Raw genomic sequence first — 15,342 nt, 5'->3', positions numbered from 1 at the left:
CGAGTTCGAGGGAACCGCCTGATAGCACGAGCCTGGTCAACACCGCGCTAAGAGCGGCTGACAGACCTGCCGCGCGTCCGTCCGTCCGCCCGTCAGGCGGGCGGGCGTGTGCAGGTGTATTTACGTGCGTGCAGTGATTTCCCGGCCACGTCTTGGCGATGCCGTCAGACGTCCAGGCCAAATGCCGAGTGGGTCGAGGGCGCGGTGCCCTCACCGCTCGCGGGACACGCCGTGAATCCGTCCGTGGAAGCTCGATGGCGGTGTCCTCGCCGCCAACGGTCCCGCAATCGGCGAGGACACCACGCCAGACAGTTGGCTGGTGGTTTTGTTGAAGAACGAAAATGCTGCATCGCGCAGGTTGTCGGTTGCTGGTTGAACACTCTGCGCACCGACCATCGTGACTGGCCCTTGCCCGCCCACCGTCTTGGGACCCATGGCGGCATGGATGCCGCCATGGAGCTTACGGCGACGTATTTGCGCCGTGTCCCGCGGCCGCCGTACTTCCTGCCGCTTCGGCCTGCAACTGCGCGTGCAGAATGCGGCGGATCTCCAGAATCGCCTGCGGCGTTTCCTGCACGCTGTGCCAGGAAGTCACCACCAGTTCGGAGGCGGCGCCATCCAGATGCGCGCTGCGATACGGCACCAACCCGTCGTCGGAGTCGGCCAGCGGCACCTGCGGTTTTTCGCGGCCGACGATGGTGTGGTACTGCACCTGCGGTGAGATCGGCAGATCCATCGTGGCGCGCACGAACGGGTCGGTATCGCGCAGGTTGTCGATGCTGGTCGGCGGCAGCAGGCGGCCCTTGCGCCGGGACTGGCCACCGCTGCTCTCACGTTCGCTGTTGGCAAGGTCCTGCAATACATCACCAAACCGGTCCAGCAACGCAATCGGCAACCGCACCAGGCGCCCGACGAAGCGCCCCAACCCGCCTTCGGCCAGTGGCGTGCCGCGATGTGGCGCGGCGATAAAAATCGCGCGATCGATCTGTGGCATCGGCGAAAAATGCAGCAGCGGCGACAGCTTGGCGCGCACGCGGGCACCGCGCTCGCCGTCCAGGCGATAATCCCGCAGCAGCGCGTCCCAGAGCTGTTCGCCGGACGAGGACACCAGCAGCCGTCCGATCACTCCGCCCATGCTGTGCCCGATCAGGACCATGTCGTGCGAGGCGACGGCGCTGCCCGCCGGGTCGAAGTGGCGCAGGCTGCGTTCCACCAACGCCTGGATTTCCGCGCGATTGACCGCGATGGGCGCATTGGTCGGGTAGTACACCTGCCAGATCTGGTAACGCTGACGCAGCGTTTCATCGCCCATCAGTTCGTTGGCCACGTTGACCCAGGCCTCCGGGCTGCTGGCCAGCCCGTGCAGCATCAGCAGCACGCGGCGATCGGGATCGTAGGGCTGCATCAGATACAGATGCGGGCGCTCGATGCCGCGCGCACTGCCCAGCATCGAGCGCAGCGACTGCGCCGCAAACCCCGACTTGGCCAGCCACAGTCCGTAGGCGGCGGTGAAGTTGGCTGCCAACGGCACGCGCTGTCCATGCAGCACCACCTCGTTCTGGCGGTACGGGTCGTACGGCACCAGGGTCACCAGATCGGTCTTCAGCACCGCTGCGAGCGTGTCGCCATCGAAGCGTAGCAACAGCGTCGCCGGTGCGTATGGCATCTCGCTGAAGGTCGGCAGCGGGCGCTCGGGCGCGGCACTCGGGGCGATGGCTTGCTGGACCGCCAGCCCGGCCGGATCGCCGACCAGTTGCGGGTCCACTTCGGCCACCAGCTCGGCACCGAAACCGTCGCGCCGATAGGTGCTGCGCAATCCGTTGAAGCGCAATGCCGAGGCGGCAAAGATGGCGCGCGGGGTATTACCGCCACCGGGCAGCCGGTAGGCCGACATGTCGACCACCACCTGCCAGCGGCCGACCGCCGTGGGCGCCGGGGTGGTGTCGCCGGCCTGCTGGGAGCGCGCAAACAGGCGCTCGACCACCTGCTGCACGGCATAGTTGTAATAGTCGCGCACCTGCGTCTGGCGGTTCTCGAACGCACGCGCGCTGGGCGCGCGCGCAGTGAAAAACAGGTAGGCATACGCATGCCGCGCGGCCTCCAGCCAGGCATCGGTGGCCACGTCGCTCATTTGCGCCGGATTGCGTCCGCCCAGGTCGATTGCGCGCGCGGTCCAGAGCTCGGCCTGGGTGGCCAGGCGACGCTCTTCGCCGATGCCTGCCACCGTGGTCAGGTGCTGCAGGCAGGGCAGCGGCTGCGTGCGGCAGGCCTTGGGCTGCAGCCCCGCCACCTGCAGGGTTTCGCTACCGGCCTGGCTGAGCGCGCCGGTGCTGAGCACATCGCCGCGCGTCTGCGCGACGTAATCGCCGCTGTTGCGCGACTGCACCGTGACCATGGCGCAGCCGCTCAACCACCCACTCATCACCACCGCCACCAGCACGGTCGTGGCCCGCCGCCATGGCCTGCGCGGCATCACTGTTTCGCACTCACCGAGGTGCCGGGCGCCGGCGCCTGCGGCATGCCGGCACGGATGCGCTCGGAGAAATCGCTCGCCTTGTCGGCAGCGATCGCACGCGCGGTGAAATGCCCGCGCTGCTTCAAGGTGGCGAAGTCATAGCCCGGCATTAGGCCGTGATGATCGTAGGCGTACGCGTCGGCGTAGCCGGACAGCAGCAGGCGGTGATCCAGCGGCAAGGTGGGCTGCAGCTGGCGCACCAGCGCAAAGACAATGGTGGTGCAGTTGCTGGTCAGCGTGTTGTAGAAGGCCGGCGCGCGATCCAGCTGGTTGGCCAGCTCCACATAGCCCATGAACATGCGACGCAACCCGGCCTTGGGAATGGCCAGGCGATACAGGTACATGTCCTCGCCGCGCACATTGGTGCGCACGCGCAGGATGTCGCGCTCGTCGGCGGCCACCAGGGTTTCCTCGAAACTGCGAAAAAACCCGCCCAGCGCCGAAAACGCCTCGTCGCGTTCCTTGCGGATTTCCAGCGAGAACACCACATGCGAGCCATCGTCGAAGCCGAACGACACCAGCGTGTGCGCGATCGCCGGGCCCATCCAGTACGACAACGCCAGATCGGCGCTGACCAGATGGTCCAGATCGTACCGGCGGGTTTCCCAGCGCGGCACGTAGCGGGTTTCGCTGTGCCAGTCGAAATTGCGCACGTTGTGCAGGGTAACGATGTTGCCTTGCACCTGCGGCTGCAGACGCTGCGCGACATCGTCGGCCCAGTCGCGGTCCTGGCTGGGCTGCATGAGCCCCCATGACACCGCCAGCACCACGAACGCGGCAGCGAAGATGCCCACCAGCGCCCAGTTCTCGCGGCCACGGCGCAGGCCCCACAGCGCTGCCAGTGCCATCGCGCACCACGAGGCCACCCAGCCGATGCGTACCAGTGCATTGCCACCGAGCGCGAAATAGATCGCCAGCCCGCCCCAGCACGCGGCCAGCACCAGCGCGGTGCGCAACGCCCAGCGGCCGATGCGTGCGCGGGTGGCCGGTGTCATCGCGTGCCGCCCTCCGGCACCTGCATGCCCAGCGCGTGCATCAGCAGATCGGCCGAACGGTGGGCCAGCCGCTTGCGTTCTGCTTCATCGTTGCCGCGCAGGCAGCTGCCCAGCATGTCGATCACCAGCAACAGCTGCTCGTCGTCGACATCGGCCCGGCACAGGCCGGCGTCGCGGGCGCGGTGCACGAAGGGCAGGAAGATCGCCACCACGCGCTGGTCGGCCGCCTCCACCGCCGGGTGCGCGCGCTCGATCGAGCGCCAGAAGTCCACCAGCGGTGCGGACTGGGCGATGTGTTCGGCCACGTCGTGCAGCAGCACGGCCAACCCGTCCGGGCGGTCGGCCAGGTCGGCGGCCAGCCGCTCCAGGCCATCGAGCCCGCGCGCCATCAGCGCGGTCATCAGCGCCACGCGGTCCGGGAAATTGCGGTACAAGGTGGCGCGGCCAAGGCCGGCACGCTCCACCACCAGCTCCAGCGGGGCATTGACGCCGTGTTCGCTGAACACTTCGTCGGCGGCATCGAGAATCTGCCGGCGGCGCAGCGCGGCATCAGGGCGGGAAGTCATCATGCCGGCATTATCGGACAGATTTGTCCGGTAATGCCAGAGTCCGCTTGCTTGAGCGACGCCCTCCCCGACCGACGGTCGCAGCGGGCCGTCGCAGTGGGCGGCCAGCTTGGGTCTTCGGAGTGGGCCATCGGAGCCGATGGTCCACTCGGCCAACCGGATCAGCCGGTGTTCTGCACGCCTTGCGAGACGCCGTTGACGCAGGCCACCAGCGCGCGCAGCAATGCGTCGTCTTCGCCATCGGTGGCCCGCCAGCGTTGCAGCAGGTCCACCTGCAGCACGCTGATCGGGTCGATGTAGGGGTTGCGCAGGCGGATCGACAGCGCCAGCCGCGGGTCGTGCTGCAACAGCGCTTGCTGTTGCAGCAGCGCCTTGACCCAGCCCTTGGTCAGCGCCAGTTCGTCGCGGATCTGCGGGAAGAAGCGCTCGTGCAGATCACCCGACAGCCGCGAGAACAACTCGGCGATATTCAGATCGCCCTTGGACAACACCATGGCGATGTCGTCCAGGAAGGTGCGGAAGAACGGCCAGTCCTGCGCCATCTCGCGCAAGCTGTCTTCATGCCCCGCATCCACTGCCGCCTGCAGACCGCTGCCCACGCCGTACCACCCCGGGATCACCGCACGCGCCTGGCTCCAGGCAAACACCCATGGAATCGCGCGCAGGTTGGACAACGCCGCATCCTGGCCCAGCCGCCGCGACGGACGCGAGCCCAGCGTCATGCGCTCGATAACATCGATCGGTGTGGCCAGGCGGAAGTACTGCATGAAGTCCGGCGCGCCGACGAAGGCGCGATAGGCCACGGTGCTGCGTTCGGCCACCAGGTCCATCACCGGGCGCCAGCGCTCCTCGCGCGGCTCGGGCGCACGCGGGCGCAGGCTGGACAGCAACACCGCGCCGGTCATCTGTTCCAGCGAGCGCAGCGCCAATGCACGGATGCCGTACTTGCGGTGGATCACCTCGCCCTGCTCGGTGACGCGCAGGCGGCCGTCCACGCTGCCGCGCGGGGCGGCATCCAGTGCGCGGCTGGTCTTGCCACCGCCGCGGGCGATCGACCCGCCGCGGCCGTGGAAGAAGGTCAGCCGCACGCCCAACTCGGCGGCCGCTTCCAGCAGCTCGACCTGCGCTCGCTGCAGACCCCAGCGCGAGGCCGCAATGCCGCCGTCCTTGCCACTGTCCGAATATCCCAGCATCACCATCTGCGTATCGCCGCGCGCGGCCAGGTGCTGGCGATACACCGGGTCGGCCAGCAGGTCCTGCACGGTGCCGGTGCCACCACGCAGATCGTCCACGGTTTCGAACAGCGGCACGATATCCAGCGGCACAGCGCCGGCGTCGTCGACCAGGCCGCCGCGGCGCGCCAATGCGAGCACGGTGAGCACGTCAGCGCGGTTGTGCGCCATCGAAATGATGTAGCTGCCCAGCGCATCGGCGCCATGGCGTGTGCGTGCATCGGCGAGCGCGGCGAACACCGCGTCCAGGCGCGCATTGCCTTCGTCGGCCACGCGCGGCAATGCCTGTTCGCCGGACGCGTACGGACCAAGCAAGCCAGCGCGCTGCCTGGCGTCCTGTTCGTCCCACTCTGCCTGGCCCAGTGCGTCGGCCACCGCGCGCGCATGCACGCTCGATTCCTGGCGCACATCCAGCCGCGCCAGATGAAACCCAAAACTGCGTACGCGCCACAACAGGCGCCGCACGGCGAACCAACCGGCGTGCAGGCCCTTGTTGGCCTGCAGGCTGTCCAGGATCAGTTGCAGGTCGTGTTCGAGTTCCGACGGCGCGGTGTAGGCACCGGCGGCATCGTCCAGCGTGGCCTGCAGGCGCGCGCGCATCAGGTCGTTGAGCAGGCGGTACGGCATGTCGCCGTGGCGCGGGCGCGAACGTGCGGCGTCTTCGGGGAGCAGCACGCGGTAGCGTTCCAGCTGCGCAGTGAGTTCCGGGCTGACCTGCACCAGCGTGGTCGACTGGCTGAGCAGGCTGGCCAGTTGCCAGAGTTCCTTCTGGTAGCGGTCCAGCACCGCGCGGCGCTGCGCATCCAGGGTGCCGGCAATGGTGGTGGCATCCACGTTCGGGTTGCCATCCATGTCGCCGCCCACCCAGGTACCGAAGCGCAGCAGACGCGGCAGCGTTGGCACGCTGCCGTAGGTTTCTTCGATGGCGTGTTCGAGCGTTTCGTACATCACCGGCACCACCCGGTAGAGCACCTGGGTGAGGTAAAAGCCCACGTGCTCGCGCTCGTCGTCCACGGTGGGGCGCACCGGCGAGGAATCGGCGGTCTGCCACGAGGCAGTCAAGGCCATGCGGAAGCGCGCGGCATCGCTGGCGCGTTCGTTGGGCGTGCGCATGCCGTCCAGGTTGTCGACCAGGCTGGCGACCATCAGCTGTTCTTTTTCCAGCAGCGCGCGCCGCACCGCCTCGGTGGGGTGCGCGGTAAACACCGGCTCCACATCGATGCGTGGCAACCACTGGCTCAGCTCTTCCAGGGTCACGCCCTGCGCCTTGAGCCGGCGCATGGCATCGTGCAGGCCATCGGGCTGCGGGGTGTCGGTGCCGCTGCGCTGGTATTCGCGGCGGCGGCGGATGCGATGCACGCGCTCGGCGATGTTGACCACCTGGAAATAGGTGCTGAAGGCGCGCACCAGCGCTTCGGCTTCACGCGGTTCGCGGCCGGTGAGTTGTTCGCTCAAGGTGGATGGCGGAGCATCGCTTTCGCGGCGCGAGATCGCCGTGGTGCGCACGCGTTCGACTTCATCGAGGAATTCCGCAGACACCTGCTCGGCGAGCAGATCACCCACCAGTGCGCCGAGCCGACGTACGTCGTCGCGCAAGGGAAGATCGGGGGTAGCGAACACAAGACTGCTGCGGTACTCGTTCATCGGAAACGCACACCCTCTTCAAGCGCAAAGTCGTCGAAGACTAACCCAAAAGGATTAGATGATCGCGACGCGCAGGACGGTTTCAGACCGAACCATCCTGCACCAAGTGCCGCCCACGTTCGTGCGCGCCATTGGAATCCGTCGCCCGGCGCCGGCAAGCAATGCGTAGGAGCGCACCCGGGCGCGATGGAGCTTTACCGGTAACGCCTGGTCGCGCCCGGGTGCGCTCCTAGGTGCGGTGCGACGATCCGAGTTGCGTTCGCACCGCATTGCGCGCGCCGACGATCAACGCTTGGACGGCACTTCCGCCTGCGCGGGATCGCCGACATTGGTCTTCAACCACTGCTCGCTCTCGGCCAGCATCTGCATGATCGATTGCCGCGCGCGGTAGGCATGCGATTCGTTGGGCAGCATCACCAGCCGCGCGGTGCCGCCCAGGCCCTTGATCGCGGCGAACATGCGCTCGCTCTGGATCGGGAAGGTGCCGGTGTTGTTGTCGTCCTGGCCGTGGATCAGCAGCAGCGGGTCCTTGATCTTGTCGGCGTAGTTGAACGGCGACATCGCCTGGTATACCGGTTGCGCCTGCCAGTAGTTGCGCTCTTCGGCCTGGAACCCGAACGGGGTGAGCGTGCGGTTGTAGGCGCCGCTGCGCGCGATGCCGGCCTTGAACAGGCGCGTGTGCGCGAGCAGGTTGGCGGTCATGAAGGCGCCATAGGAATGCCCGCCGATGGCGATGTGCTGCCGGTCGGTCACCCCGCGCCGTACCACTTCGTCCACGGCCGCCTGCGCATCGGCGATCAGCTGCGGCACATAGGTGTCGTTGGGTTCGGCATCGCCTTCGCCCACGATCGGCATGGTCGGGTTGTTGAGCACCACATAGCCGATCGCCAGAAACGCCTGCGGCCCCCAGTAGCTGATGGCGTTGAAGCGATAGGGCGAGTCGGTGACCTGGCTGGCGGTGTCGGCGCTTTTGAATTCGCCCGGGTAGGCCCACATCAGCAGCGGCCGCGGGCCGTCGCGCTTGGGGTCATAGCCGGGCGGCAGCAACAGCGTGGCGGTGAGGTCCACCCCATCGGCGCGCTTGTAGCGGATCTGCTCCTTCTGCACACCGCGCAGCTGCGGCAGCGGGTGCGCGAAATGCGTCAATGCACGCGGTGCGGCTGCGCCATCGCCAAGCGTCTGCACGACATAGTTGGCCGGCTCCTCCGGCGATTCGCGGCTGAGCAGCAATTGGGTGGCCTGTGCGTCCAGCAACGCCAATGGCGCGGAATAGGTCGGCGCCTGCGAGTGGAACAGGCGCGTGGCCTGCTTGCTGCGCAGATCGAACCGGTCCACGAACGGACGGTCGCCTTCCGGCGAGGCGCCCTTGCCGAGCAGGAACAGGCTGTTGCCGTCTGCACTGGTCTGCAGCAAGGTGCGGCCCTTGCCATCGGCCGCCGTCGCCGGTGTGCCCGGGTCCTTGTAGCGGTCCTGCGAGGAGCGGTCCCACAGCAGGTCGGGCGCGCGTTGCGGTTGATCCGGTGCGATGCGCCACTGCTTGGTGCGGCGGGTCTTCCACCAGCTCTCGCTCACGATCGCCAGGTCGCCGCGGCCCCATTGAATGCCGTCAAAACGGCTCTCCAGCTGTGCCAGCGTCACCGGTGCACGGTTGAACGGTGCGGCCTGCATCCGCACCGCGTCGCGGATGGTGCTCTCGCGTGCCGGGTCGCCGCCGTCCTGCGCTTCGGCCCACACCAAGGTGGCCGGCGCATCGTGCCGCCAGGCGATGTCGCGCACGCCGGTGGGCACGGCGTCGTTGCCGGTCGGCAGGCCTTCGACCAACGGCAGCTGCGCGATCTGGCGCACCAGCTTGCCCTGCAGGTCCAGCACCTCGATGCGGCGCGGGAAATTGTCCACCGGCACCAGATACGAAAACGGCCGCTCAGCGCGTTCGCTCAGGATGTAACGGCCATCCGGCGACACCGACAGGTTGAGATGGATGCCGGGCGCGGCGATCGGGCGGACCTGCCCGCTCAGGGTGACGATGATCGGCTGGCCGGTGGCGTAGTACTCGAACACGCGCGCATCGGCCTCGTTGCGCAACAGGTCCTGATAGGTCGGCAGCGAGCGCACCCCGGCAGCGGCGCTGGTCTGCTGGATCGCCGGGCCGGCCGGGGTGGCCTCCCGCGATGGCGGCGCGCCCTGCCCGGCCACCTGTTGTTGCAGCAGCAGCCCGCTGCCATCGGGCAGCCAGCGCAGTTCGTCATCGACGGTGGTATTCAGGCCGGTGACCAGACGCCGCGCCTGCCCGGCGGCCACGTCCACCAGCCACAGTTCGTTGGCGCCACTGCTCGCGTCCTCGCGGCGGAACGCCAGATAGCGCTGATCCGGCGACCAGCTCGACGTGGCCAGCGACAGCGGCGACGGCAGTCCGGCGATCTGCCGCTCACCACCATCGGCCACCGACAACAGCCACAACTTGCTGGCAAAGGAGAACCGGCTGGCTGCAAAGGTCTTCGGGTGGATGCGCAGGCCGGCCAGCTTCAACTCCGGCTGGGCCACCTCGGCGATGTCCGGCAGTGCCGGCAACTGCAGCATCGCGGCCAGGTCGCGTTTGGGCGAGAGCTGCAGCAGCGGTGCGCGCGGTGCGTCCACCACCGCCTGCAGCGCCTTGGACGGCAGCTGGTACGCGCTGCCTGCTGCAGCGTCTGGCTGCGTCACTGTTGCGCCGGCCGCCGGGCCGGCCGCCATCGCCAACACCGGCGCGCTCAATGCCAGCGCCCCTGCCAGCGCCCATGTGTGCTGCCGCCAACCTTGCGCATGCGGTTTCTCCTGCATTGCCCGTCCCCGGTGATGATCGACCTGCGACCATAGCAGCCGCCTGTCGGCCGCTCCCCTGCCGTTGGTTGGGGGTCATGCCACTTCAAACCGGCCAATTCATGCCGGAGGGGGGTGCTGCCGATATAATCAGCGTTCTCGTCGAGGGGCGCTGCGACCGGTAGGGCGGACTGATCCGCTCACTGCACCACAAGGTGCAGGCAATACGGCCAGGCTCGACCAGCAGTTACCGTTCAACGGCGCCCGGAATTGCAGACATTCGTTTGCCTACCGGAGCCATTGCATGAACGCTGTCACAAAGATTACCCCGCACGCCGATTACAAGATTGCCGACATCTCCCTGGCCGATTGGGGCCGCAAGGAGCTGGACATCGCCGAGCACGAAATGCCGGGCCTGATGTCGATCCGCCGCAAGCATGCGCAGACCAAGCCGCTGAAGGATGTGCGCATCACCGGCTCGCTGCACATGACCATCCAGACCGCGGTGCTGATCGAAACGCTCAAGGACATCGGCGCCAACGTGCGCTGGGCCTCGTGCAACATCTTCTCCACCCAGGACCATGCCGCCGCCGCGATCGCCGCCACCGGCACGCCCGTGTTCGCCTGGAAGGGCGAGACGCTGGAAGAGTATTGGGACTGCACCCTGGACGCGCTGACCTTCACCCTGCCTGACGGCACCCTCACCGGCCCGGAGCTGGTAGTGGACGACGGCGGCGACGTCACCCTGCTGATCCACAAGGGCTATGAGCTCGAAAACGGCAGCACCTGGGTCGACGAGCCGGCGTCTTCGCACGAAGAGAGCGTGATCAAGGCGCTGCTCAAGCGCGTGGCCGTGGAGCGCCCGGGTTACTGGGGCCGCGTGGTCAAAGACTGGAAGGGCGTCTCCGAAGAGACCACCACCGGCGTGCACCGCCTGTACCAGATCGCCGAAGCCGGCAAGCTGCTGATCCCGGCGATCAACGTCAACGACTCGGTCACCAAGAGCAAGTTCGACAACCTGTACGGTTGCCGCGAGTCGCTGGCCGATGGCCTCAAGCGCGCGATGGACGTGATGCTGGCCGGCAAGGTCGCCGTGGTCTGCGGCTACGGCGACGTGGGCAAGGGCAGCGCCGCTTCGCTGCGCGCCTATGGCGCCCGCGTGGTGGTCACCGAAATCGACCCGATCTGCGCCCTGCAGGCGTCGATGGAAGGCTTCGAGGTCAACACCATCGAATCCACCCTGGGCCGTGGCGACATCTATGTCACCACCACCGGCAACAAGGACATCATCACCGTCGAGCACCTGCAGGCCATGAAGGACCAGGCCATCGTGTGCAACATCGGCCACTTCGACAACGAGATCCAGGTCGATGCGCTGAATGCACTCAAGGGCGTGGAGAAGATCAACATCAAGCCGCAGGTGGACAAGTATGTGTTCCCCAACGGCAACGCGATCTTCCTGCTGGCCGACGGCCGCCTGGTCAACCTGGGCTGCGCCACCGGCCACCCGAGCTTCGTGATGTCCAACTCGTTCGCCAACCAGACCCTGGCCCAGATCGACCTGTGGGAAAAGCGCGACAGCTACGAGAAGAAGGTCTACATCCTGCCCAAGCACCTGGATGAAGAAGTCGCCCGCCTGCACCTGGAAAAGATCGGCGTCAAGCTGACCACCCTGACCAAGGACCAGGCCGATTACCTCGGCGTGCCGGTGGAAGGCCCGTTCAAGCCGGATCATTACCGCTACTGACCCATCGGCAAACCATCGCCATGCGTAAACGGGCGCCGCGAGGCGCCCGTTTTTTTTTAAGTGCTCAGCGCGTAAGCGCGCCTCAAACGGTGCTACCGGCCGATCATGCACCGAGGGAGGCCGCGCAACGCAGCGCCTGGCGCGAGGTCGAGCATGCAGAAGAGACAGCCGAGGAGATCGTCAGCGCGTTCGACGTGCTGGCAGGTATTCCGTTGGTCGGCCGCCCAGTGCATGGAGACAAGCGCGAACTAGTGTTGGGCCGCGCTTCCCACGGGTATGTTGCGTCATATCGCTACGTGGACGTGACCGACACGGTGTGTCGTGATCGCGAACTGCGCGCAACGCGAGGCGGGCTACGCACGCGATGCTCGAAACGCCGCGGCGCGATCATGATCAGGCTCACGGCCGCCAGTTTGCATTGGACTCCCAGAACGCCACGCTGCGCCGGTAGGACGCGCGGTCCAGCGGCACGCCGGAGCCGCCCTCATCCACGCCCAATGCATTGCGCAACATGGTAATCGGCGCCATCGGGATGTCTGCGGGCTCGGCGGTGTACAGACAGCCGACCACACCCCACTCCGCATCGATCGGCGCGCCTTCCTTGGCCAGCTGTTCGCGGCTGTACAGGATCGGCACCATGTACTGCGCAACCGGCGACTCGACGCCTTCGAACCAACGCACCAGCACGGGAAGTTCCTGCGTGTTGCGCGCTTCGTAGCCCGAGCGCAGCAGGTGCCGGTTGTCTTCGGTGATCGGCACCGTCAGGCAGCGCGTGCTGGTCCAGTTGCGGTGAACATGCAGCTGGCAGAACGGCGCGTAGCCTTCGATCACGCGCAACGGTGGGGCGTCATTGAGATGCTGGATGAACTGCTCGGGCGTGCAGTCCTGGATGGCATTGCGACGGCCATCGCGCGGAAATAGACGGGGACGGGCAAACGCGGTCAGAACGATGGACATGGCAGTGCGGGCAGCGGTAAGGCCGTCAAGGGTAACCCCTGCATGCGGTTCTCACGCGCAGGCCGGCGCTGGCAAACGGGCCGCGATGCAACGCATGCGTCGCTGCCGTTGAAGCGGGCTCACGGTTGCGCGCGTCGAGCGACAGGCCGCGTCGACGCCCGCTGCGGCGTCACCAGATCAGATCGTCCGGCACCTTGAACTGGCTGTAATAGTCATCGTCGCTGTCCGGCGCCGGCGAGCTGCCATTGCGGCCGTGATCCAGCACCACGGTTGCCGCATCGCGGCTGTAGACCTTCTCGGCGGCCGCACGCGGAATCAGCTCGAAGCCTTCGCCATGTCGCACTATCACCAGGGCGCCACTGGCGAGCTGGGTGCGCAAGGCGGGATTGACCAGCACGCTGCGGATGACGCTGCCATCGTTGAAGCGATAGTCGATCTCGCCCTCGCGCTTGACCTTGCTGGTCTCCACGATCTGCCGCACCTGGGCCAGCACTTCCTGTTTGCGTAGCTGCGCATTGCGCTCTTCGGCCAGTGCGCGATCGCGCTCGGCACGCTCGGCCTGCAGCCGTGCGGCATCCACCTTGTCGGTCTGCGCCGGCGCCACCGCGCCACCCTTGGCATGGCGCTGCTTGACCTGCTCGCGCGCGACCTTGTCCACCTGGGCTTTTTTGACCAGCCCGGCCTTGAGCAGCTGTTCTTGCAGTGGATTGCGCATGGGAGACGCCGGCAGTGAATTGGCCGCCAGTTTAGCGCGGCAGGCGGCGGGCTCCCGTCGCAGCCCCTGCCACCCCCTCCCGGCGAGCACGCCAGCCGGCCGCTGCGCCCGATGAAAGCATCGGCCGCACCACGGCATTGCCGCTACCGGCGACAAGCCGCGCCCCAACGCCATGCCGCATCGCCTGCTCACGGCACCACTCACCAATGCGCGGCCTTGGGCAACTGGTCAGCAACTGCGCAGAAAGGGTCGCTGACCACACGTGCAGTCCTGCGGCAACCATGTCCGCTCGTGGCCCGCGTACGACCTGCATCCCCGATGATGATGGCGCCGGGCCTGGCGACACCTGCGCTGGTCGAGCCGGTCACCCAGCCGGTGATCTGCCACAGCAGATGCATTCGTCGCTGAAGCAGGCGCCGCGTCCCTGCGTACCAGCGCGATCGCGGAGGGCTGGCAATTCTGCGACCCGGCACCCCGTTGCCCTCGAACCCTGCACGCAATTCGGCGGTTCACCGCATTGAATACGTATGCACACCACCGATGTTGCGGCGCGATGCGCGCTTAGCATCACCGCGCGCTGCACGCCGTGCGCGCGCTTTCCGGAACAGGGGCCGGAGGCTTGAATGTGGGCATCGCCAGCTGCGCGGATGCTCGCTCCTACCGACTGGAGATCCACCCGATGCGCACCCTCATTGCTCCTGCTCCGCCTTCGCTCACGCAGCGATGCACCCGCCTGTTGCTGACGGCACTGGTTCTGCTGCTGACCAGTGCCAATGTGCAGGCCGATGTGATCCTGCACGCCTTCAACTGGCCATATGCCACCGTCGAAGCACGCGCCAAGCAGATCGCCGATGCAGGCTATCGCAAGGTGCTGGTGGCCCCTGCCTACCGTTCACAAGGCAGTGCGTGGTGGGCGCGCTACCAGCCGCAGGATCTGCGCGTGATCGACGGGCCGCTCGGCGACACCGCGACGTTTTCGCGCATGGTGCAGGCATTGGCCAACAACGGTGTGCAAACCTATGCCGACGTGGTGCTCAACCACATGGCCAACGAAGCGGCCACGCGTCCGGATCTGAACTATCCCGGCAGGGCGGTGTTGTCGCAGTACGCCGCCAATCCCGGCCGCTATGATTCGCTGCGCCTGTTCGGCACCTTGCAGTCCAATTTCCTGAGCGCCAGCGACTTCGGCCCGGCGCAATGCATCAGCAATTACAACGATGCCTACCAGGTGCGCAATTACCGCATCTGCGGCGGCGGCAGCGATCCGGGTCTGCCGGACCTGGTCGGCAATGATTGGGTGGTGCAGCAGCAGCGTGCCTATCTGCAGGCACTCAAGGGCCTGGGGGTGAGCGGCTTCCGCGTGGATGCAGCCAAGCACATGACCTTCGATCATCTCAACCGCGTGTTCGATGCAGGCATTCGCTCGGGCGTGTACGTGTTTGGCGAGGTCATCACCGGCGGCGGCAGCGGCAATGGCGATTACGACCAGTTCCTGGCGCCGTATCTGCAATCCACACCGCATGCGGCCTACGACTTCCCGTTGTTCAATGCGGTGCGCAATGCCTTCGCGGTCGGTGCGAGCATGCAGCAGCTGGCGGACCCCGCCGCGTCGGGGCAGGCGTTGCCGGGCAACCGTGCGGTCACCTTCGCCATCACCCACGATATCCCCAACAACGCCGGATTCCGCTACGCCATTCTCGACCCGGTGGACGAAACCCTGGCCTATGCCTATCTGATCGGACGCAATGGCGGCATGCCGATGGTGTACACCGACAACAACGAAAGTGGCGACAACCGCTGGGTCAACGCGTATCAGCGCGATGACCTGCGTCGCATGATCGGCTTTCACAACAGCGTACAGGGCACCGACATGCAAGTGCTGTCGTCCAGCGCCTGCCACATCCTGTTCCGCCGCGGCAGCCTCGGCATCGTGGGCATCAACAAGTGCGGCAACCCGGTCAACACCACGGTCGGCATGAACAACAGCGTGCTGTACTGGAATGCCGACTACGTGGATGCCCTGGGTTCGGGCAGCGTGGTGCGTATCTCCAGCGGCTCCTACACGTTCACGCTGCCGGCGCGGGGCGCGCGGATGTGGCGCCGCTGAGCCAAGCCGCAGACCGCGCACAGCGTGCGCCCCCGCAACGTGCCCGGGGTATGTAAAGCAGACCTGGG

General features: G+C 66.8%; 9 protein-coding genes and 1 riboswitch. Of the genes, 2 read left to right on the top strand and 7 right to left on the bottom strand.

All coding sequences use genetic code 11. The features are described from left to right. Positions 1-460: 460 nt before the first annotated feature. From ABQZ09_RS11040 to ABQZ09_RS11020, 5 genes are all read right to left on the bottom strand, one after another. Positions 461-2,476 carry an esterase/lipase family protein gene (locus ABQZ09_RS11040; protein WP_503018919.1) on the bottom strand — a complete coding sequence of 672 codons (2,016 nt, stop codon included), beginning with the start codon at positions 2,474-2,476 and terminating at the stop codon, positions 461-463. Beyond that, positions 2,473-3,510 (bottom strand): Lnb N-terminal periplasmic domain-containing protein, encoded by a 1,038-nt coding sequence (locus ABQZ09_RS11035; RefSeq protein ID WP_184552829.1) that lies wholly within the window; start codon positions 3,508-3,510, stop codon positions 2,473-2,475. The genes ABQZ09_RS11040 and ABQZ09_RS11035 overlap by 4 nt, the downstream gene beginning before the upstream one ends. Next, positions 3,507-4,079, bottom strand: a complete 573-nt coding sequence (locus ABQZ09_RS11030; RefSeq protein ID WP_039404127.1) for a TetR/AcrR family transcriptional regulator — start codon at positions 4,077-4,079, stop codon at positions 3,507-3,509. The genes ABQZ09_RS11035 and ABQZ09_RS11030 overlap by 4 nt, the downstream gene beginning before the upstream one ends. A gap of 158 nt (positions 4,080-4,237) precedes the next feature. Beyond that, complete coding sequence (gene ppc, locus ABQZ09_RS11025) at positions 4,238-6,952, bottom strand: phosphoenolpyruvate carboxylase (protein ID WP_184552831.1); 2,715 nt, start codon at positions 6,950-6,952, stop codon at positions 4,238-4,240. A 285-nt stretch (positions 6,953-7,237) separates the two neighbouring features. Beyond that, positions 7,238-9,769, bottom strand: a complete 2,532-nt coding sequence (locus tag ABQZ09_RS11020) for a S9 family peptidase (RefSeq protein ID WP_184552833.1) — start codon at positions 9,767-9,769, stop codon at positions 7,238-7,240. Positions 9,770-9,906: 137 nt separating this feature from the next. Beyond that, positions 9,907-10,021: riboswitch (S-adenosyl-L-homocysteine riboswitch) on the top strand. A gap of 31 nt (positions 10,022-10,052) precedes the next feature. On the opposite strand from ABQZ09_RS11020, the gene ahcY reads away from it, so the two are divergent. Continuing rightward, entirely contained in the window at positions 10,053-11,495 is a 1,443-nt protein-coding gene (gene ahcY, locus ABQZ09_RS11015) for an adenosylhomocysteinase (protein ID WP_039564728.1), read from the top strand. A gap of 399 nt (positions 11,496-11,894) precedes the next feature. On the opposite strand, the gene ABQZ09_RS11010 is transcribed toward ahcY, so the two are convergent. After that, a complete protein-coding gene (locus ABQZ09_RS11010) occupies positions 11,895-12,452 on the bottom strand; it encodes a DUF3228 family protein (protein ID WP_184552835.1) in 558 nt (185 codons plus the stop codon). A gap of 169 nt (positions 12,453-12,621) precedes the next feature. Further along, a complete protein-coding gene (locus ABQZ09_RS11005; protein WP_047694385.1) occupies positions 12,622-13,167 on the bottom strand; it encodes a DUF2058 domain-containing protein in 546 nt (181 codons plus the stop codon). Between the two features lie 736 nt (positions 13,168-13,903). On the opposite strand from ABQZ09_RS11005, the gene ABQZ09_RS11000 reads away from it, so the two are divergent. Next, positions 13,904-15,274: an alpha-amylase family protein gene (locus tag ABQZ09_RS11000; protein WP_349776937.1), complete on the top strand. Its 1,371-nt coding sequence runs from the start codon at positions 13,904-13,906 to the stop codon at positions 15,272-15,274. Positions 15,275-15,342 lie beyond the last annotated feature (68 nt).

The organism is Xanthomonas sp. WHRI 6106 (assembly GCF_040202405.1).
Lineage (GTDB): Bacteria > Pseudomonadota > Gammaproteobacteria > Xanthomonadales > Xanthomonadaceae > Xanthomonas > Xanthomonas cannabis.
This window is presented reverse-complemented; position numbering and strand designations above follow the sequence as displayed.

Excerpts from the sequence above, each read along its gene's own strand:
- ABQZ09_RS11035 (WP_184552829.1), bottom strand. The coding sequence starts at position 3,510 with ATGACACCGGCCACCCGCGCACGCATCGGCCGCTGGGCGTTGCGCACC.
- ABQZ09_RS11030 (WP_039404127.1), bottom strand. The coding sequence starts at position 4,079 with ATGATGACTTCCCGCCCTGATGCCGCGCTGCGCCGCCGGCAGATTCTC.
- ppc (WP_184552831.1), bottom strand. The coding sequence starts at position 6,952 with ATGAACGAGTACCGCAGCAGTCTTGTGTTCGCTACCCCCGATCTTCCC.
- ABQZ09_RS11020 (WP_184552833.1), bottom strand. The coding sequence starts at position 9,769 with ATGCAGGAGAAACCGCATGCGCAAGGTTGGCGGCAGCACACATGGGCG.
- ahcY (WP_039564728.1), top strand. The coding sequence starts at position 10,053 with ATGAACGCTGTCACAAAGATTACCCCGCACGCCGATTACAAGATTGCC.
- ABQZ09_RS11010 (WP_184552835.1), bottom strand. The coding sequence starts at position 12,452 with ATGTCCATCGTTCTGACCGCGTTTGCCCGTCCCCGTCTATTTCCGCGC.
- ABQZ09_RS11005 (WP_047694385.1), bottom strand. The coding sequence starts at position 13,167 with ATGCGCAATCCACTGCAAGAACAGCTGCTCAAGGCCGGGCTGGTCAAA.